General features: G+C 59.8%; 18 protein-coding genes, 1 tRNA gene and 1 pseudogene. 12 read left to right on the top strand and 8 right to left on the bottom strand.

All coding sequences use genetic code 11. The features are described 5' to 3' along the window. Positions 1–1,277 precede the first annotated feature (1,277 nt). The 6 genes from ACSKB9_RS17225 to ACSKB9_RS17200 form a co-directional block, all read right to left on the bottom strand. Positions 1,278–1,520: a hypothetical protein gene (locus ACSKB9_RS17225; RefSeq protein ID WP_438074425.1), complete on the bottom strand. Its 243-nt coding sequence runs from the start codon at positions 1,518–1,520 to the stop codon at positions 1,278–1,280. Between the two features lie 585 nt (positions 1,521–2,105). Next, positions 2,106–2,243 (bottom strand): hypothetical protein, encoded by a 138-nt coding sequence (locus ACSKB9_RS17220; RefSeq protein WP_438074423.1) that lies wholly within the window; start codon positions 2,241–2,243, stop codon positions 2,106–2,108. Between the two features lie 762 nt (positions 2,244–3,005). After that, positions 3,006–3,308 carry a hypothetical protein gene (locus tag ACSKB9_RS17215; protein ID WP_438074421.1) on the bottom strand — a complete coding sequence of 101 codons (303 nt, stop codon included), beginning with the start codon at positions 3,306–3,308 and terminating at the stop codon, positions 3,006–3,008. A gap of 520 nt (positions 3,309–3,828) precedes the next feature. Next, on the bottom strand, positions 3,829–3,966 hold the full coding sequence (locus tag ACSKB9_RS17210) for a hypothetical protein (RefSeq protein ID WP_438074419.1): 138 nt from the start codon (positions 3,964–3,966) through the stop codon (positions 3,829–3,831). A 43-nt stretch (positions 3,967–4,009) separates the two neighbouring features. Further along, on the bottom strand, positions 4,010–4,759 hold the full coding sequence (locus tag ACSKB9_RS17205) for a hypothetical protein (protein ID WP_438074417.1): 750 nt from the start codon (positions 4,757–4,759) through the stop codon (positions 4,010–4,012). Between the two features lie 516 nt (positions 4,760–5,275). Continuing rightward, on the bottom strand, positions 5,276–5,611 hold the full coding sequence (locus ACSKB9_RS17200) for a hypothetical protein (RefSeq protein WP_438080273.1): 336 nt from the start codon (positions 5,609–5,611) through the stop codon (positions 5,276–5,278). Between the two features lie 133 nt (positions 5,612–5,744). On the opposite strand from ACSKB9_RS17200, the gene ACSKB9_RS17195 reads away from it, so the two are divergent. The 3 genes from ACSKB9_RS17195 to ACSKB9_RS17185 all read left to right on the top strand — a co-directional run bounded on the left by ACSKB9_RS17195 (position 5,745) and on the right by ACSKB9_RS17185 (position 7,465). Continuing rightward, a complete protein-coding gene (locus tag ACSKB9_RS17195; protein ID WP_438074415.1) occupies positions 5,745–6,437 on the top strand; it encodes a hypothetical protein in 693 nt (230 codons plus the stop codon). Beyond that, entirely contained in the window at positions 6,397–6,753 is a 357-nt protein-coding gene (locus tag ACSKB9_RS17190; RefSeq protein WP_438074413.1) for a hypothetical protein, read from the top strand. Before ACSKB9_RS17195 ends, ACSKB9_RS17190 begins: the two co-directional genes overlap by 41 nt. Positions 6,754–7,261: 508 nt before the next feature. Then, positions 7,262–7,465 (top strand): cold-shock protein, encoded by a 204-nt coding sequence (locus tag ACSKB9_RS17185; RefSeq protein WP_438074411.1) that lies wholly within the window; start codon positions 7,262–7,264, stop codon positions 7,463–7,465. Between the two features lie 557 nt (positions 7,466–8,022). Here the strand turns inward: ACSKB9_RS17185 and ACSKB9_RS17180 are convergent. Then, entirely contained in the window at positions 8,023–8,607 is a 585-nt protein-coding gene (locus ACSKB9_RS17180; RefSeq protein WP_438074409.1) for a hypothetical protein, read from the bottom strand. A 686-nt stretch (positions 8,608–9,293) separates the two neighbouring features. Between ACSKB9_RS17180 and ACSKB9_RS17175 the strand changes: the two genes are divergently transcribed. The 5 genes and pseudogenes from ACSKB9_RS17175 to ACSKB9_RS17155 all read left to right on the top strand — a co-directional run. Further along, positions 9,294–10,136, top strand: coding sequence for a GSU2403 family nucleotidyltransferase fold protein (locus ACSKB9_RS17175; protein WP_438074407.1), 843 nt, complete (start codon positions 9,294–9,296; stop codon positions 10,134–10,136). Next, on the top strand, positions 10,021–10,338 hold the full coding sequence (locus ACSKB9_RS17170) for a GSU2403 family nucleotidyltransferase fold protein (RefSeq protein ID WP_438080271.1): 318 nt from the start codon (positions 10,021–10,023) through the stop codon (positions 10,336–10,338). Before ACSKB9_RS17175 ends, ACSKB9_RS17170 begins: the two co-directional genes overlap by 116 nt. Then, positions 10,319–10,720, top strand: coding sequence for a hypothetical protein (locus ACSKB9_RS17165; protein ID WP_438074405.1), 402 nt, complete (start codon positions 10,319–10,321; stop codon positions 10,718–10,720). Before ACSKB9_RS17170 ends, ACSKB9_RS17165 begins: the two co-directional genes overlap by 20 nt. Before the next feature lie 797 nt (positions 10,721–11,517). Beyond that, the gene (locus ACSKB9_RS17160; protein ID WP_411781605.1) at positions 11,518–12,840 is read left to right on the top strand and encodes a DUF2235 domain-containing protein; all 1,323 of its coding nucleotides are present in this window, start codon (positions 11,518–11,520) and stop codon (positions 12,838–12,840) included. A gap of 235 nt (positions 12,841–13,075) precedes the next feature. Beyond that, positions 13,076–13,602, top strand: a pseudogene (locus tag ACSKB9_RS17155) (TenA family protein); the annotation flags it as partial. Between the two features lie 225 nt (positions 13,603–13,827). On the opposite strand, the gene ACSKB9_RS17150 reads toward ACSKB9_RS17155, so the two are convergent. Next, positions 13,828–13,903 (bottom strand) — tRNA-Ile (locus ACSKB9_RS17150). 378 nt (positions 13,904–14,281) lie between these two features. Here ACSKB9_RS17150 and ACSKB9_RS17145 point away from each other — a divergent pair. From ACSKB9_RS17145 to ACSKB9_RS17130, 4 genes are all read left to right on the top strand, one after another. Beyond that, positions 14,282–14,563, top strand: coding sequence for a helix-turn-helix transcriptional regulator (locus ACSKB9_RS17145; RefSeq protein ID WP_283088427.1), 282 nt, complete (start codon positions 14,282–14,284; stop codon positions 14,561–14,563). A gap of 584 nt (positions 14,564–15,147) precedes the next feature. Beyond that, positions 15,148–16,197, top strand: a complete 1,050-nt coding sequence (locus ACSKB9_RS17140; protein WP_411779411.1) for an aromatic ring-hydroxylating dioxygenase subunit alpha — start codon at positions 15,148–15,150, stop codon at positions 16,195–16,197. Positions 16,198–16,200: 3 nt separating this feature from the next. Then, the gene (locus ACSKB9_RS17135; protein WP_411779410.1) at positions 16,201–16,953 is read left to right on the top strand and encodes a GntR family transcriptional regulator; all 753 of its coding nucleotides are present in this window, start codon (positions 16,201–16,203) and stop codon (positions 16,951–16,953) included. 11 nt (positions 16,954–16,964) lie between these two features. Further along, entirely contained in the window at positions 16,965–17,945 is a 981-nt protein-coding gene (locus ACSKB9_RS17130; RefSeq protein ID WP_438074402.1) for a PDR/VanB family oxidoreductase, read from the top strand. The last annotated feature ends 388 nt before the right edge of the window (positions 17,946–18,333 follow it).

Genomic DNA, 18,333 nt, shown 5'->3' with positions numbered 1-18,333 from the left:
CCAATCGCAATGCCGACCAATACCAGAAAAGTCACAGCGCCAATGGTTGCCACTGCCGTCTAGCTCCGGTGATCCTTCGGCGATTCGGAATCGACCGAGGGATGTTAGCAAGGGCGAATTTTACTCGCCTCGGCGATTGCGTCTGCTGAACATGTTTCGAAACCCTCGTGGCAGCCTCGGGATGCCGTCTTCCGGCTTCGGTCTGTTGCACTTCGGGCAGGGCGCACCAGCGCCGCCACACCGGCACGCGTGGTTGCCGGTCCAGGGTTGATCGGGGTGTCGTTCACACACCCAGCCGGTATCGTCGCAAAGGATGCATGCTGGTTCGGTCATCGCATCAGTTCGAACAGTTCGAGGACATCGGCAAGTCGAAGCTTCGCGCCCTTTTCGGCATGTGCCCTAGGAGCAGGTGCCTGGTATCCGCGGCGATTTCGTCCCGCTTGAGCGGGTCGGTACTCGGCGTGGAATGCCCGCAATCTTCTCGGCGAGTTGCCGGGCGACCTCGGGCGAGATTTCCAGCGGCCTTCGAGTGATCGGCATGCCCGGAAGATAGATATCAGTGGCAGGTTTTGCGAGTTCAGCCCACCCACACCGGGGAACGTTTCCGCTCTTTCGGTCATTTTGCATTTTTGGGGCAGCAACGTCAGCTTTGGAGAGAGGAGCCATGAAGCGACGGCGCAGAGTAAAGCAGATGTACCCCCTTGAAGAACGCCTTACCGAGGAAGCCAGAGAGCTACGCAGACGGGCTGAGGCACTCCCCCCAGGTCGAGAGCGCGAGTCGCTACTAAGACGAGCGAGGCACGACGAAACCACTGCCCATTTGGCGGAGTGGCTTCTGTCCGCAAGCCCGCGCGCGCCGATCTAAGGAGGCCACACCATGCCGATGGATCACCATCATTTCGACGGCGTGGAAGTCGCCTTCGTGTGCGCTGCGGCGGTGTCGTTTGCGGCCCTCGTCGCCAGCATGACTTGGCTTTTCATGCGATGAGATTGTGAACGCCGGCGCTGAGGAACGACGCTTTCGAACCGTCGTTAATTGTGCGTCGCTCGCGGCAGAGCGGCATTGGACGAATGAACGTGCCCCGGCTCTTGCCCCCGAAGATTCTGGGCACATTCATAACCCGTTATGCCGGTGGTCCCGGCTGGCACCTCGCCAGGGCCGTCGACTCGGCCTCAGCGTTTCGCTGGGGCCGTTTCTGTTGCGGGAACGAGCTGTACGATGTAGTGGGACCACTGCCGTGGGCTCAGCACTCTACCCCAGGGCGTTGGGGGCCTTCTTATGAGCGATCAGAGGTCACCGGTTTGCGTGTCGCCAGGCGCCCCGCGAGAACCTCAGCCTGTTCTTTTGTGAGCTTCTCGGCGAATGCCCCGTTCTTTTCTATCTGAGCTGGTCCTTTGAGCTCGCTGTCGTCGACCATCCAACCATTGCCACCTTGCCGAACGAGGAAACGGCCTCGCATCGGGCGTCCAACAAATTCCATTGCAACCACCACCTGTGAAAATAGCTCCGCAAATAACATGTACGATGCCAGCGACAGTCATATCACGACTTCGCTGGAAGCGGCCCCAACCGGGGGCCGCCAACCCGAATCTGACACGGGTTTTCTTCTGGCAGTCGGGGGGCGGTTGGCTGACCAGAAGCGCCAAATTATACGCTTTGCCTTCTCCATGGTTCCTAGCCTGCCGGCCCCCAAAGGTGCTGGCGCCTTTTCTATGGCTGCTCAGGAACGAACGTGGCTGAAACTTGTTCGTCCGACGAATGCGGCACATTAGCCCGACCAAGCCGCATTTGGACAGTGTGAGTGGAAAGCCTATGGCCCCAGCGTGCTCCCAAGCGCTGGGGCCGTTTCCGTTCGGGAACAACTTGCAATTAACGTGGTTTAAGATCGGTACGACGAGGAGTGGGACTAACCTACCGGCCTCAGTGCTCTCCCCAGGGCGCTGGGGCCGGTTTTTCGGACGCAGGTGAAGTCCATGCTGCTCAAGCCGGATCATTTGGTCGCGTCGGACTATGGCTTCCTCGGCTTAGCCGGAGCGTCGTTTATTGCATTCGCTTTCGCCATTGGATGGTTGCTGATCGGCTGAACTGCCGGGGCCGTTTCTTGTCAGCCGAACAGGTCTTTCCCGGCCTGCGTCATCCGCACGTAGGTCCCGCTCTCGTGGTGCTCGAGCCAGCACTGATCCTTGGCGTACTCCAAGCTGGCCCAGTACTCAGCCGGCGTCGCCTTGTCCCGGTAGAGCATCGGATAGTTGATCTTCTCGATGTAGATCCGGCCATCCTGGATCGCCTGGAACGCTCGCGCGTGCTCCGTGAGCCTGCGGGCTGCTTTCTCGGGGCCGAATAGGGGCGGTCACCGACGTCTTTCATTTCTCATCTTAGGTTGCTTTGTGGGCAGAGCATCGATTCTCCATTCGTTATAGTCGTAGAGCCCAGCCCAGTGGTGAACAAGCTCTCCGCATTGCCGACAATCGAACGTGCCGGAACTATTCGTATGGGTTGCACTGCGTTCCTGGATCGCCGAATAGACGATGCCGCAGCCGGGACAGGTAAAATGAACAGTGACGGTTGGCGCCATAATGGCTGCTCAACAATCGAGGCCAGTGAGCGTTCCTCAGATCGGCCAAACCGCCCCTTAGCCACGTCCTGGGTATGGTGCCGGAATTCGATGCTTTTCGGACTCAGGTCGGAATAGAACGCTCCCAAGCTGCCTGGAAAGCAGCCTGGGCGCCCCTCCAGATCGGGCCCGCTGCCGTCGGTATAGGGCGGCATCGGCAGGGTTATCGCCTACGAGGCGCGTCTGTCTCCGGGGTGCTCGTCAATGGTCCTCTTTGCTGCGGCAATCGCTTCTCGCGAACTTTGATAGGTCATGGTCCTAATGATTTGGCCGCTGCGGTCGAGAGGCGCGATCTCAACCAGGGATCCGCCGCCGGGTTGCTCGACGACCACTAGCCGGTGACCCGAATATTCAAGTTCGTCTGCCACTTCCGCGGCCTCCGCCGGTGCATCAAGACAACAATTGTTCTTGTGACAGGGTTCCAACGATGCGCTTGGACTTTCTTGCGGCGGGGTCAACGCGGAGATATTCGTTCCCATGCCACAAGGTGGCCGCGCTTGAACGGGTATAAGAGAGGTCTTTTCCCTGGGCTGCGCGATCTTGACCGACGCCTTGCGTTGGAGTGAGCGCTAATACGCAATTTGTCGTGCTATTGCGGCCTGCACCAGCAGCGCGCTGTAATTCAGCCCATGCGAGACTATCCCACCAAATCACGTTCGGCGAGATGCGTGAAACCGGCGCGACGCGCATCATCGTGTTCTGCAAAGACTACCGCTGTTCTCACAACGTTACGATGGATGCGGCGAGGTGGCCGGACGAAATGCGTCTGTCTGATCTCGAGCCGCGCTTTACATGCACGGTGTGCGGCCAACGAGGCTCGAGCATTCGATCGGTTGACGTACCGCCAAGGATGGGGACTGGCTAATAGAAGCCGCTAGCGAACCGCGTCCTTGCACGTCGGGTTATTGTTGCCTGGTTGCTGTTTGCACAGGCGCGCTACCTCTGCCTTGAGGTCATCTACCTTCGCCTGTCTGCACAACTGATCGATGGAGGAAGCCTCATCCGGAGTTGCTTGCGACCCAGACGAACCGGGTTCGCTGTACGTAAACGAATGCAGCCCGTCCAGTGTAGCCGCCAAAGCCATTTTCGCGTTTACGTTGCCGCAGACAGTTCTCTTAGTCGGAGGGCCCAGGACCGCCTCATCGTAAAATTGCGCGGAGCCGGGTCTCGAAGGTTCGCCTGTATCGCTGCACGGGCCTCCGCGATGGCTCCCTTATCTGATATTCGGCACCGATACTTCCGCAGACGCAGGTTTCATCCTCAGAAGGTTGATCGACTGTTCGGCCACGACAACAGTCAGCACGCCAGCAACGTAGAACAGGGCGGCAATTGCCCAGACTGTGCGGTTCATTTGAGAATGCCTCAAAAAAGCGGGCGGGTTCTCGCCCCCGATCTCAGAAGATCAATCCGCGGCGATCTGAGCCGCGTTCAGGGACGAGGTAAGATGGGTTCTTCGGGCTATTTACCAGCCGTTCAGACATATCGCACTCGCCGATAGGGCGGCAGGTATGAAGTACCTCCACTTTGTCGTCTTGGCAGTCCGGACAAGGGTCCTTCATTGAAGGCATGGAAACTTCCGCCGAATGTTGAACGAGACTGTCCGGATCTTGCTCGGCGCGCTCTCTCAGTTGCGTGAAAGCGTGCTCGCGGTCGCTCTCGTCATCCGAGATCAGGAGTGGGTAAATCGTCGTATAGGTATCCAGCGGGACAATTACCTCGCCGAGATCGGGCACGTCGACGATCGCGGGGGCGGTTAGTCCTGCAAGGGGCGGGACACCGATCGTGCGGCCGTGAAATGTCACGAACCGCTCGGGAGCTCGGCGCACCGGATTGGCGTAGATCGGGTTACGCGACACATAGCTTGGCCGATAGAACGTCGACCTACTGTAGATGGGTGGGACGTACCTTGGGCGAACATATTGCTGCCTGGGTACATAGACTTGCTGCCTGGGCACATAAAACCGCCCGGTCGGCGCCGGCCGATAGGCGGGCGCGGATCGCATAACGGGAGCCGCGCGGAACGACCCGCCGGATCTTACGGCACCATTGTAGGAATGGCCGCCGCCTCCAGCCCGCGCTAAACATGGTGACGAAGTTACGACCATCGCGGCCAGCGCCGCCGCCGCCAGCAAAAGCTTGTTCATACCAATCGCCCTGAAAAATAAACGTTCTCAAAGAGAGGCAGTGTTCCGCAACCTGCGGGCGAGTGCAAGGGCTGCCGGCCTTCTTTCTTGACGGGCGTCCTATCGCGCCGGTGCCACCCGTGATTTTACGGTGGAGAACACCGGATGAGCGTCCCCCCTGCTGCGCTCGGTTGAGGTTGCGTTTCTCTTGGGCGTTGTTGGTGAAGAGGTCATCCCTCAATAATGAGGGACCCAGGAAAGCATTGCAGGCCGTTCGGCTTCAGCGAACGTGCTGAAGGGCGATCCGGACACTTGAGCCGCAGGCATATTCAGAAAGTCGGGGGCGGATATGACGCAACAAAGCCCGGTTCTCCATGCAGCCCGGGTCTACTTCGGCTCTCGTTGCAAATAACGAATGAGTAGTCGTCGCTGCTTGCGATCCACAATCTCCAGATCGCCGGTCTCAACGCGGCTGAAGTGCAGGGCCATTTCACCCTCCACATTGGCCAAGCTACGCTACGGATCAACTCGATCGGTTCATTTCCCGTTCCTGTCGCGTCGCACCTTCTGGAATTCCTCGGGTCCCTTGACGAGCCGGCGCTTGCGGCTGGCCCGCTCATCTGAGCTGGCTGCTTTGTCGGCCATTTTGTCGATTGCTTCGCCGGCCATGTCGCGAGCGTGCTGGCGCTGGCTCTCAGTTTTGGAGCGCACTTCGGTTGATAGGGTCAATGCGAGGAGGCGACGGATGGCCTCGGGCCGTGATGGCTTGTCCTCCTGCTTCGCGATCCAGCTATCAACGGCGGCCAATTCGGCGGGCGGCAGGCGAAGCCCAATCTGTGGGGCTCCTTTGCCCTCGCTGCCCTCATAAAGCATGGGCAAGGCGGCTACCTTGCTCCCGGCTCTAACCCGACCATTAGGAGGCTAATCGAAATGGCCAAGTCTGACCGCGTGTATAGCACGCCCCCCACAAGCTCGTCCGCAATTTTGGAGGAGGGCGTTGGCGCCCATGACCGCCGTTAAATTGTCCACGGTGTCTCTGATTCCGACCAGCCTTGGCGGCGCATGCCAGCGCGGCGCTGTGGAAGCCGAACCAAGTGCTGCGGAACCGATTTCTACGGTGCGGGCGGGGCGCACCGTGAATCGGAGATCGTTTATGAACATGATTACATCCACCGCAGCAGTGGTCGCCGTGCCGACAGCGGCACCCGCGATGCCGGCGACATCTGACATCCGCGCCGCTCACGCTTACGCGGCTTGGCTGCATATGGAGCGGCGCATCCTCTGCAATGAGCTTTGGCCCGACATGGGCAGCATGGCTGAAAAAATCGTGTTCTCCGACAATGCTGGCGCCAACTGGCATCTGCGCAACGATGATTGGAAAAGCGATCCGCAGCCATCGTCCCGCGCGGCTGCGGTTCTGGATCTCGTTGGCGTCGATTGGCGCAGCGGCGACCACGATTGTGCCTTGAACCACCGGGACAGCGGACGCCGGCCGCAGTTGCCGAGCGGCTGGCCTCGGGTCGATTCTGAACTGATCGCTCTTGCCGCGCAATTCGAGCCATTGCTGGACAAATACATTGTTCAGTACGCCGCGTGGGGACGGCAATATGCAAAGGCGGAGGCCGACGAACGATTCGGGGAACACCCCGCAGCAAAACATGGATGCGACGCCGACAGACAAGGGAAGATTTTTCGATGAGGCCCGCGATAGGTTAGGGGCCGACGACGAGGCTGAGAAACTAACCGCCCTTCTGACGGAGATGCGACCGATAGCGAATGCGATCGACGCGTTGCCTGTGACCTCGCTCGAGGGCCTGAGGGCTAAGGCCATGGTCGCTTTCTGGAACGTACTCCCGTGCTCCGCGACCGACAGCGAGTATTTCTTCCAGGACGAGGTCGCCTTTCAGAGGCTGTTCGTTGCGGTAGCGCAATTTTGCGGCTTGGCCGGTAGCGTCGCTGCGACGGGCTACACCATGCCGGAATGGCCGATCATTGAGGAAGAGGCCGAGGCCTGACTGCTGCCGATCCTCGTGACACCAAGCCCCATCCCGAGAAAAGACGCCGCAGGTCTCGAAAATACACGCCCGGCGGCGTTTCCTTCCTACGCCCGGGCGCTGAAATCCCCAGGCACTCGGGAAACGGCAGAGCCGCCGCCGCGGATCAAAAACCTGGCAAGCACTTCTTGTTACGCCTCATTGATTTCCTGGAGGAAAGAGGGGCGGGAACAAGTGGCAATCGCCGGAGTGGTCATACTCCCGCTGTTAGGTGGTGTTGGAGACGTCATTAGGTGACCCGAAAAGTACGCGGGGCACAAGGTAGAGAGGAGCTGGCAGGCGGGGCGGCGCGCCAGCTCCTCCCGAAACGCGACCGTGCGAGATCCCCAATCGGTCCCGTCCCCTCTAAGAGGCATGCGCCAATCTGGTTGCTGATTTGCTAACGGGCTGCCCTGTTGTGGGTTTGTGCTTGAGGGGCGCGGCGCTGTCAATTTAGGCTGTCGCCCATTAGCTCAAAGGAGATTTGTCTGTGGCGACTGGTACAGTGAAGTGGTTCAACCCGACCAAGGGTTATGGATTCATCCATCCCGACGATGGGAGTAAGGATGTGTTCGTACACATTTCTGCCGTTGAAAGGGCAGGCCTGAGCAGCCTCAATGAGGGTGCTAAAGTAAGCTACGAAGCGAAGGACAATCGCGGCAAAACATCCGCGGAAAACCTTAGAGTGGGCTGACGGGCCCGGGAACAAGTGGCAATGTCGGGAGTCATCATGCGCTCCCGCGATCTGGTTGCCCCCCGACCGGGAGTTTAGAGCGGCCTTGGCGTTCCCCGCGCCAGGGCCGCTACGTTTATTGTGCGCGGCATCGCAGCATGAAAAAGCGCGAGATAGCGAAGGGCACTGACTTTTTTATCATTTTCGGCGAGCCGAGGGCGGGGGTAATCCCTAATGGCGCTGCTTAGGCGCGGAACGGGGGACAATGCTGGAAGTCATCATTCTTGCTTCCGTTGTCAGCGTGCCCGACGGCGGGAGCCTGGAATGCGGCCCCGACGCGCCCGATGACCGTGTCGGGGTGCGTCTGCTGGCGGCGCATCGCGGCGTCAGATTGGCGGCCATAAGTGATCTGCCAATCCCAGGAAAAGCGTCGCCAGCCGCAAGTGTGCGGCGCGACCAGTGCCATAGGCCGATAACAATCAAGTACGCGTGATATGTGACCGTCGAGACCAGCTCGCTGCACTCGATCGGGGCCGCTTTCCCGACCTCGGATCCGGCCGCCTACACCGTGGACTGGCTCAAGAACGTGGATGGTTGGTTTCATTGGCCGCACATGATCGACCGCAAAAAGGCAGACGACCGAGACCCGCTCGATCGGGCTGGAGGCCGACCGGCTCACCGTCGTCGACGATCAGATCGAGGAAGGTGGCAGCGCCACATGCGTCAAGGTCCGCGTCGGCGATCTCGACGCGTATCTCTGCGCGAACTGGATCGAGCCGGGCGATCGTCTCCGCAAGCCGGGCAGCCTGATCTATCGCGGAACTCCCGACGAAGAGACGCTGAAGCGCGGGCGGAACGTGCTTTCCTTCTGGCTCGGCATGTATCTCGTGTCTTTGGGGCATACGGTCTATTCCGCCGAGTGGCGGATGGTCTCGTTCAAGGCGATCAGTCAGTACAGCATCGACGGCCGGGTGTTCGATCTGCCCGTCATGCCGCCGGCGCCGCGCAGTCGCGCAACGAGATCGAACCGGCGCGTTTATCCACATCGCTTCGGCGCTGTACGCGGCATACGACGAAGTCGGATTCGGCGACCTCAATTGGGGTTTCTGGCACGCCCGCTGCGCGACGCCGCACATCGCGCCGGTGCACTTCGGTGCCGTCATCGAGGCCCTCAGGAAGGTGTGCACGAAGCGCTATTCGGGACAGATTCCGACGAAGATCGTTGACGCCCCGATGTCTGGGCGGCCTTTTCCGAGGCGGCGAAGGCGCCGGTCGACGGTCGGCGGATTCTGGCAGACCGGAAACTCCTGCTGGTCGACGCCGTCGGGCGCACCAACAGCATGCCACACAAGGCGTTGATGGAGAGCATCCTCGACCGGATCGGGCTCCGGATCGGCGACGCTGAAAGCGCGGCCTGGCGTCGAGTATTTTCAGGAACTCCTGCGGAGCCGCTCCGTCCGCGGACGGTACGACGCTGATCTTCGGGTCGACTTCGCCAATTACGAACGGTGGCTACCGAAGCATCTGAGAGAGACTTTCAAGCACTACGAAGAAGGCGTCCCGCTCCGCATAATCGAAAACGAAGCAGTCGATCTGGTGCCCTCTTTGGGCGACCGGGAGTTGGCGGACCTGATCTACCAGTTGGACCGTGATGTTGCATTGGCGGAGGAAGAAACCGATCGGCGTGCGCTTGATCGGTGGTTCGATGGAGGCGAGTAGCGAGGTGACTGCGAGTTCCCGGTTTCAACAGTTCGGTGTTATTTTCGCTGGAACTGTTGAAACTATTGATTTGAAATGATAAATATCGTTTCAACACCAGGATGCAAAATCAGGCCGGATTGTTGAAACCATGTATTTTCAAGAGCTTAACAACGACCAACGTCGCGAGGTGGTCAATAGCCAGCAACGCTTCCAAGCCTTGAGGGACGCCAAGGAGGCCTACGATGCCCATCGGGGTTCCCTGACCTGGATGGAGTCGAAAGGCCGCGAATACCTCGTCCGGAGCTACTACGACAAGGCCCGCCTCAGGAAGCAAGCCTCGCTCGGCGCGCGTTCGCCCGAAACTGAAAAGATGAAGGCGGACTTCGAAGCTAAACGTGCTGCTGCAGAAGACCGTGTGAAGAACTTGCGCGATACCATGGATCGACAAGCCGCGGTAAATCGTGCGCTCGGCTTGGGCCGCGTTCCGTTGATAGGAGCCCGGATCATGCGCGCTCTCGACGGCTTCGGAATGTTGGGTTCTGGGATTCGGATTCTCGGGACCAACGCGATCTACGGTTATGAGGCCTCTTCGGGCGTCAAACTCGATCCGGGCTTGGCCACGACGGAAGACATCGATCTGCTGTTCGACGCGCGCGGCGGGCTTACGTTCGTCGCAGACGACGACGTCTCTGAGTCATCGCTCATGAAGATACTCAAGCGAGTGGACACCAGCTTCGAACGCGCCAAGCAGACGTTCCGCGCTGTAAACCGGGACGGCTATCTCGTCGATTTGATTAAGCCGATGCAGAGCCCACCCTGGAAGAAGGCTCCAGAGAAGATCTGGCTCGGATCCGGAAGATTTGACCGCCGTGCAAATCGAAGGACTCGATTGGCTGCAGAATGCTCCCGCGTTCGAGGCGGTCGCTATCGACGAAAAGGGCGAACCGGTACGCATCGTAGCTCCGGATCCGCGGGTTTGGGCCGCCCATAAGCTTTGGCTGTCCCGTCGGGCGGACAGGGAGGCGCTCAAACGCCAACGAGATGCAGCGCAGGCTGAAGCCGTAGGCGCTCTGGTGGCGAACTATCTCACTCACCTCCCGTTCGATGCAGAGCAATTGAGGATGCTTCCGAAAGAGGTGGTGGACAGCGCGGCGCCTCTTTTCGCCAAGAAAGATGGTGCTGCGCGAGCCTAGCGGCCAGGTCGGCCACAACGGCTCCGGCATATCCGGCGCCGCCGATCATCAGCGGCACCATGATGATGATCAGCATGCTGCTGCTCATCGATATGCCGATGATGATGCCGGCATCATCAGGGGCCGCCACCTTTGTCAATCGCTCCGCGAGTGTCGTTTCTCGCCACAGGAGACCTATGCCTATGCGAAAGAGTTTGGTTCACGTTCGCCGTTTTGTCGCCCGCAACTGGAAGTTCTTGGTGCAGACTGGAGTGACTATCCTGACCATCCTGCACAAATAACCGCCTCTCAAGCAGTCGCATTGATCGGTATGCGCTTCACAATCAGCTTGAAAGGCTTGCCGTCTCGAAGGGCTCTCCACGTTGACGGCCGTTGTCGTTGAGATATTTGCGGACAGTACTTTGGTCGATGCTGCGGCTTGTAGAACTCCCGCGGCGCGAGAGCTTTGTCGATATCGAGGGCTGGCGGGTTACGGTCGATGCCGATGCCCAGAAGGGAGGCGTTGCCTAATGAGCCATCATGCGCTCATTCAACGCGGCGGCGCGTGCGCAATCCAAGAACGCCCGTGGGCAAGCATTCTTGCTGTTGGGTAAGCCGAACGTAGGGCGCATCGATCCGCCGAAGAACCGATCACCATGGACGATGTCGGCCGATCGCTTCGCGAGCTTCCCGAGATGGCCAGGAGCTTAGCGGAGGGATCGGGCCATCACATCAATGGCATGTTTTTTCCGTGAGGTCGCGGCAGCCTTCGTGCCTTGTCCGAGGCAGTAGCAGGCAATGTGAAGTGCGAATCAGTGTTCTACTTCAGCGCGAATTATGATGTGGATATCCCGCCAAAGCTGCCCAGCTCTCGCTGGAATCGCTGCGCTTCCCTTACGATCCCCTTGCTTTCATTCGCAGTCGACGTGGCGTTTGCTCCCGTTATGTTCGATGGGAAGTTTCACCTCAAGGCTACTGCCCATGACTACACCGTTTGTGATCCCTTGAAGCATACCGATGAGGTCGCTGGCTCGCTATTAATCTTGACGCCGCCGTAGAAATTAGCGCGCGAAAAGTAAACGCTGGCCGATCTATTTCGATGCGATTGGCTGTCACAGCTGGCGTTCGGGAACGTTACCTAAGTACAAAGTATAAAATCTGACCGCATGATGCGCGCTGAATGAAGCTCGGAGTTACGTCGTGTCTATTCGCTCTGCGATTGTCGGGATATTTCACTCCAGAGTCTGGCGCTGGATAGAGAAAGCAGCCCACTGGCTCGCCGTCCTGCTTGCTATCGCCGCCATCGGCTGGATCTGGGTGCGTCCTGCGGAGAAAAGTGGCGGTCAGCCAAACTTTGCAGGCGCAGAACAGCAACAAAAGCGCCTCGTGATCTTCCTCGACGGCACATGGAATAGCATAGACAGTAACACGAACGTTTGGCGCATGCGGGCCCTATGCGCAGCCAAAAGCAAAGATGGCAAACCCCAGATGGTCTACTACGAGATCGGGGTGAATGGCTTTCTGGGCGGCGTGTTCGGCCAGGGGCTCGATGAAAATATCCGCCTTGCTTACGAGTGGCTTGTCGAAAACTATAATGACGGCGACGAAATCTTCATTTTCGGATTCAGTCGCGGCGCCTTTACCGCCAGAAGTCTGTCCGGGCTTGTCGCGCTCGAAGGTGTTCTGAAAGCGGGCTCACCCGTCGGCCTTGGTCAACTGTTTGCTCGCTACCAGAAGGGCAACGAAGAGAGCATCTGGACCCTGAAGGACAAAGAGGCATCGGGAGACACAAGTAAGCTAACACCCGAGGAACATTCCCTACTTAAATATTCACAACCCGCCAAAGTTAAGGTGGTCGGCGTCTGGGATACGGTCGGATCGGTTGGTTTGGCCGCGGGGAATATTCCGCACATTAGCCGCTCACAATTTGACTATTTGCAAACAGGATTGTTCCTGCCAATCCAAAACGGGTACCACGCACTCGCTATCGATGAGCACCGCAATGACTTCGCTCCCACACTGTGGACTATTCATCACACCAAAGACGGTAAAGGCCCGTCCATGCGGCCGCTTGCGTCCGTTGAACAACGATGGTTCGTGGGTGCGCATGCCAATGTTGGAGGCGGTTATGAAGACGATCTCCTCAATCAGGCTCCGCTGCGCTGGTTGATGCAAAAGGCAGAATCGCACGGGCTTACGTTCCGTTCAGAAGTCACGCTCGATGGAGATGCCCTGAAAGCGCCGATCATGGATTCGTACCACTCATTCGGCGAGGGGTTCTACGCGCTCGTCACGCCTGCCCTTTACAGGCCTATCGGCCCAGAGCCCGAGGTCCGCAATAACGGCACTCACATCAATGTCAACGAGACGATCGACGTCAGTGTCTTTCAACGTTGGCGCGCCGACCCAAAATACCGTCCACGGAACCTCGTCGAATGGTCACAGCGCAGAAACGTTGACCCTACTCAGCTGCGGACTTCTGTACGGGCCGATGATCCTCGCATATCGGTGCCCGACAACTAGGGTTCGCCCAATCTGACCCCAAAACTAGTTTACTTCTCGCGCAAGGCCGACTTTACGGGCTGAGCGCACCAACGGCAGCCTTCAGCTATAGAGCGGAGGTGGTCGCCGCCTCGGCCGAGATCCAACGTCGTAGCCAAGAGCTAGTCTAATGGTCGCCGAAAATTTCGGGTACCAACTCTGTCAAAGTAGTCGTAGGCACAAAATTGGCACAAAAGTTCGCCGGCGCCGTTGATCTTTTGCTCGCGCTTACGCGCTCTTGGTCTACAAGTCGCCCAAACTTGCCGACACATGCGCGAGGCGGCGGCTGGCCTCTCGGCTGTTCTTGACGTCGAGATGAACCTGCATGTGAAGCTCTGTGCCGGTTGGGGTCTTTCCGCGAGCGACCTTGAGCAAACCTCTCCCGCCATCGAGATGCTGGCCTACACACGCTACGTGCTCGACGCGGGAATGCGCGGCGATCTGCTCGCACTCAAGGTGGCACTTGCCCCCTGCGTGATCGGCTACGCGGAGATCGTAACACGGCTCGCCTCGCGCCCCGATGCGAACGCTGCGAAAAACCCCTATCGCGTTTGGATCGCCGAGTACGCCGGCGTGCCATACCAAGAGGTCGCGATGAAAGCACGGGCGCACCTGGAGCATCTTGCCAATCTCTACGCCACGCCGGCCCGCGAGGCAGAGCTGATTGCGATCTTCAAGGAAGCCACCCGACTCGAGGCGGACTTCTGGGAAATGGGCTGGCGCGCGGGCCAGCCTGTTGAATAGCCCTCGGCAATTATCAGGCTCTTAATCTGCGGCTCTGTCGGAGCGTCTCCAACCGATGGGTGGGCGACTATTACATTCACCGCCGCCAAAGTCGATCTGGCTGCATCGAGCGGATTTGCGGCGCACGAAACGAAAAGAGCACGTATCTGGTGCGGTTGCTGGTGCGGCCGCGGCGCTACGGGCAACGAGGACCCAGTAAGATATTATTATTATTATTGATCCTCTTGGTGGGCCCGGCAGGACTCGAACCTGCAACCAGACCGTTATGAGCGGCCGGCTCTAACCATTGAGCTACAGGCCCCGCCGCCTTCCGGGCCGCGTGGCGCGGCTGGCAACGGTGGCGGGCACCGTTTACACGGTGCGCGGGGTTCCGGCAATCTCCGACCCACGGTTCAGCAACGCGGTATCACGATTTCACAAATCCTCGTTGGTAATTCGAACACCAGGCCGCGGAAGCGTCTTCCGCCAAATCGACAGTTGATGCCGCCTCCAAGTTCGCATGCCGTTTGGACCCCTCTGGCGTGGGCGGCGCCGAGACAAATAGCCCTTCCTGTTTAGGGATGTCGAAAATTGCCTCCTCAATGTTCGCTATCCCCCTCCGAGAGCGCGCTTCTCTATGATGACCGCATGCACGCTAGCGCCGTCTTTCGCAGCGCGCTGGTCACCTTGGAGGTTTCAAATGCCTAATACGATGGGCGGCCTATCCCCGCGCTTCCTGCGTACACCGGAGGCCGCGCGTTATCTTGGCCTTTCCGGCCGTACGCTCGAGAAGCATCGCACGTACGGCACAGGGCCCACGTATCGAAAGATCGGTGGTCGTGTTGTCTACGCGCAGGATGATCTGAAAGCCTGGGCCGATCTCGGCGCCAAGACGTCGACGTCGGATCCCGGCAAAGGGACGGTGCTACCAGCCAAGACGCTCCCAATACTGCGCCCTTACGCGGGCCAGGAACGTCGCTGACCGCGGCGCGCAGACGATGACATCTGGCGCGAGATGAGCTCGATGCGACGCGAAACCCGTACGCGCGGGCTGTAACGCAAGTGAAGCGATTCAACCTCAAAGATAAGAATCCGCAGGCCTAGTCGTAAGTGACCGGAAGGCAAAGAGTAGGTCACAGTCACAGGTGAGGTGGCCGGTAGGCGGAGCGCGCGGTGCGTTCGGAAATGCGCCGATCGCAATCGAAGCGCTCGAACGGATCGCCACGCTCTACGTGATCAAAACGACGGTCGGCGAGCTGAACTGCGAGCCAGTCCCCGGCCCGCAAGGGACCCAGCGCCCGGGTGGCGTTGTTTACCGGCTAGCGGCTCGACGAGCGGTTTGCGCGTCTTCGCGAGAGCAAAGATCGCAAAAGGGGTGGGCCAGCTTCCCGCTTCCTGAATACGCTCGATTGCATCTTCCGGATCTATGTATACAGCTTCTTCATCCGAACTATCAATATGACCGCTAAAATTATCAATTTCAAGGCACATTATCCTCATGCTCGCTGCACACTTTCGCCAATGTATACTGTGAGTATCCACGGAGAGTAAGGAAGGAGCGAGCGAATGGGTCACTGTTTTCCGATGAATGCTTGGTACGCCGCCGCTTGGGACGCCGACGTGAAACAGGCGCTATTGCCGCGCACGATTTGCGGCAAGCACATCGTGATGTACCGCCGCAGCAACGGGGAGGTGGCCGCGCTGGAGGATGCTTGTTGGCATCGACTGGTGCCGCTCTCAAAAGGTCGGCTTGAGGGCGACACTGTCGTCTGCGGCTATCATGGGCTGAAGTTCAACGCGCAGGGCCGCTGCACCTTCATGCCCTCGCAAGAGACGATCAACCCTTCCGCCTGCGTGCGTGCCTATCCTGTCGTCGAGCGCCATCGCTTCATCTGGCTGTGGATGGGCGATCCGGCGCTGGCTGACCCAGCGCTGGTGCCCGACATGCACTGGAACGACGATCCCGCTTGGGCTGGCGACGGCAAGACCCTTCACCTCAAATGCGACTACCGTTTGGTCGTAGACAATCTTATGGACCTGACGCACGAAACCTTCGTGCACGGCGCCAGCATCGGCAATGCCGCCATCGCTGAAGCGCCGTTCGACGTCACTCATGGCGAGATGACCGCCACCGTGACACGCTGGATGAAGGGGATTGCTCCGCCGCCATTCTGGGCGAAGCAACTGCAAAAGGCGGGCCCGGTGGACCGCTGGCAAATCATTCGTTTCGCGGCGCCGTGCACCATCAATATCGACGTCGGTGTCGCGCCGGCCGGCACCGGCGCGCCCGAAGGCGATCGCTCGGCCGGCGTCAACGGGATTGTTCTCAACACCATCACACCTGAGACGGATACGAGCTGCCACTATTTCTGGGCATTCGTGCGCAATTATCGGTTGGGCGAACAGCGTCTGACCACCGAACTCCGCGAAGGCGTTTCCAGCATCTTCCGCGAGGACGAGCTCATTCTCGAGGCGCAGCAGCGCGCGATCGACGAAAACCCCGATCGGATCTTCTACAACCTCAATATCGATGCAGGAGCGATGTGGGCGCGCCGCCTGATTGATCGCATGATCGAGGCAGAGAGTCCGCCGCAACATCGGCAGGCTGCGGAGTAGGGCATGGCCGAGCGAGACAGTGATCGCTCCGTCTCACAGACCGTGCGCGCGCAGCTCTGCCTGCGCGATCTGATCCTGTCGGGCGATTTGCGGCCTGGTGAACGGATTTCCGAATTGCAGGCGGTAGAGACGACCGGCGCCTCTCGCACCCCCGTGCGAATGGCGCTGGTTCGGCTGGAGGAGGAAGGGCTTCTGGAAGCGATCCCTTCCGGCGGCTTCACGGTGAAGGCGTTCTCCGAGCGAGATGTCCTGGACTCGATCGAACTGCGCGGCACGCTGGAGGGATTAGCCGCGCGCTTTGCCGCCGAGCGCGGGGTCTCGTCGCGCGATCTCGAGCCACTGAAAGGATGTCTCGACGAAATCGACGGCCTGGTGCAGCAGGATCGGATCTCGATCGAGGCCTTCTCCTCCTACGTCACGCTGAATGCGCACTTTCATGCGCTGTTGACCGAATTGTCGCGCAGCCCGCCCCTGATCCGGCAGGTCGATCGCGCGTCCGCGCTGCCGTTTGCCTCGCCGAGCGGTTTTGTGATGACCCAATCGGAACTGCCGCAGGCGCACCAGACGCTCTTGATTGCGCAAGATCAACACCGTGTCGTGATCGACGCTATCGAAAACCGCGAGGGTGCGCGGGCTGAGGCGATCATGCGCGAGCACGCGCGGCTGGCCTCGCGCAATTTGCGGCTGGTGCTCAAGAATAAAACGCATTTTGACCTGCTGCCGGGGCTGGCACTCATCAGGACTGCAGGCGATTAAAGGAGGAGCGCATGCGTTTCATCGAGACCTGGACTTCCGCAACCCTGATTGCGACCCGCGATCTGACTTCCTCGATCCGCGAGTTCCTGATCAGGCCGGAAATTTTCGACGGTGCGGCCTACCCGGTCGGCAGTCATATTGATGTCGCCGTCACCGTCGATGGCCGCCCCGAGACGCGGTCCTACTCGCTGATCGGCGAAGCCGACCGCGCCGGCTACCGCATCGCGGTGCGGCGCGCGGAGGATTCCCACGGCGGCTCACGCTATATGTGGTCCCTCGCGCCCGGGGCGCGGCTGACCATCACATTGCCGAGCTCGCTGCTGCCGATCGACTGGGCGCGCCGGCATTATTGCCTGATCGCCGGCGGCATCGGCATCACGCCGTTGATTGGGGCAGCACATGCGCTCGCCCGCCGCAACGCCGAATTCACCTTGCATTATGCGGTGCGTTCGCGTGAGGATGCCGTCTATCTGGATGTTCTGGCCACCTTGCTGAACGAGCGCCTCGTCGTCCATGCAGGCAACGAAGGGCGCCGGCTCGATCTCGACACCTTGTTCGCCTCGCTGCAGCCTGATGCCATGACGCTGTTTTGCGGCCCGATGCAGATGCTCGATGCCGCGCGCCGGGCCTGGACCAGCGCGGGGCGTGCGTTGGCCGACCTGCGATACGAGACCTTCGGTTCGAGCGGCCTGCTGCCGACCGAAGATTTCCGGGTGCGCCTCGCGGACCGGGGTATTGAGATCGAGATTCCGCGCGATCGCTCGATGCTGGATACGCTCAAAGCGGCTGGTTATGAGGTAATCTCGGATTGCCGGCGCGGCGAGTGTGGCGTCTGCGCCGTCGACCTCGTCCATATCGACGGCGAGGTTGACCATCGTGATGTCTTCTTCAGCGAGAATCAGAAGCGCGCTAACGAGAAGATCTGCACATGTGTCTCGCGCGCCCGCGGCACCATCACGGTCGATATGCTGCATCGCCCGGACGCGGTCTAGGCTCGTCACAATTGCCTTCTACGACAATAGTCGTGGTTTCGTCTGGACCGACGCGGCCGGAAGCAGAGCGGGGCTTATGCTCCTGGCAGTGTTCGCCTCACAGTCGCCTGGTCTACTCCTGGCCATTGCTGTAGTTCAGGGTGTCTGCAGCCTGTCGAGGAAGCGTGCATACTCCTGGGCGCCCGGCTTATCAGTGAAGGTCTGCCAGGCGGCCACACCTCCACCTCGCCGTCGAACCAGTCCGCGACTGCCTCGGGCAGAGGCCGCGCCGGAGCGACGCTTCTCGAGGCCGCATTCTGCAATTTTGCCTGGCTCCAACGTCGATTGGTCAAGATCAACCGAGCAAGGCTCATTGTGAGCGCCCTGAACAGGTGAGGTGTGCGGCGTC

This window comes from Bradyrhizobium sp. BR 1433 (assembly GCF_051547665.1).
Taxonomy (GTDB): Bacteria; Pseudomonadota; Alphaproteobacteria; order Rhizobiales; family Xanthobacteraceae; genus Bradyrhizobium; species Bradyrhizobium australafricanum.
Note: the sequence above shows the minus strand (reverse complement) of the source record. Positions and strands in the feature narration are given on the sequence as shown.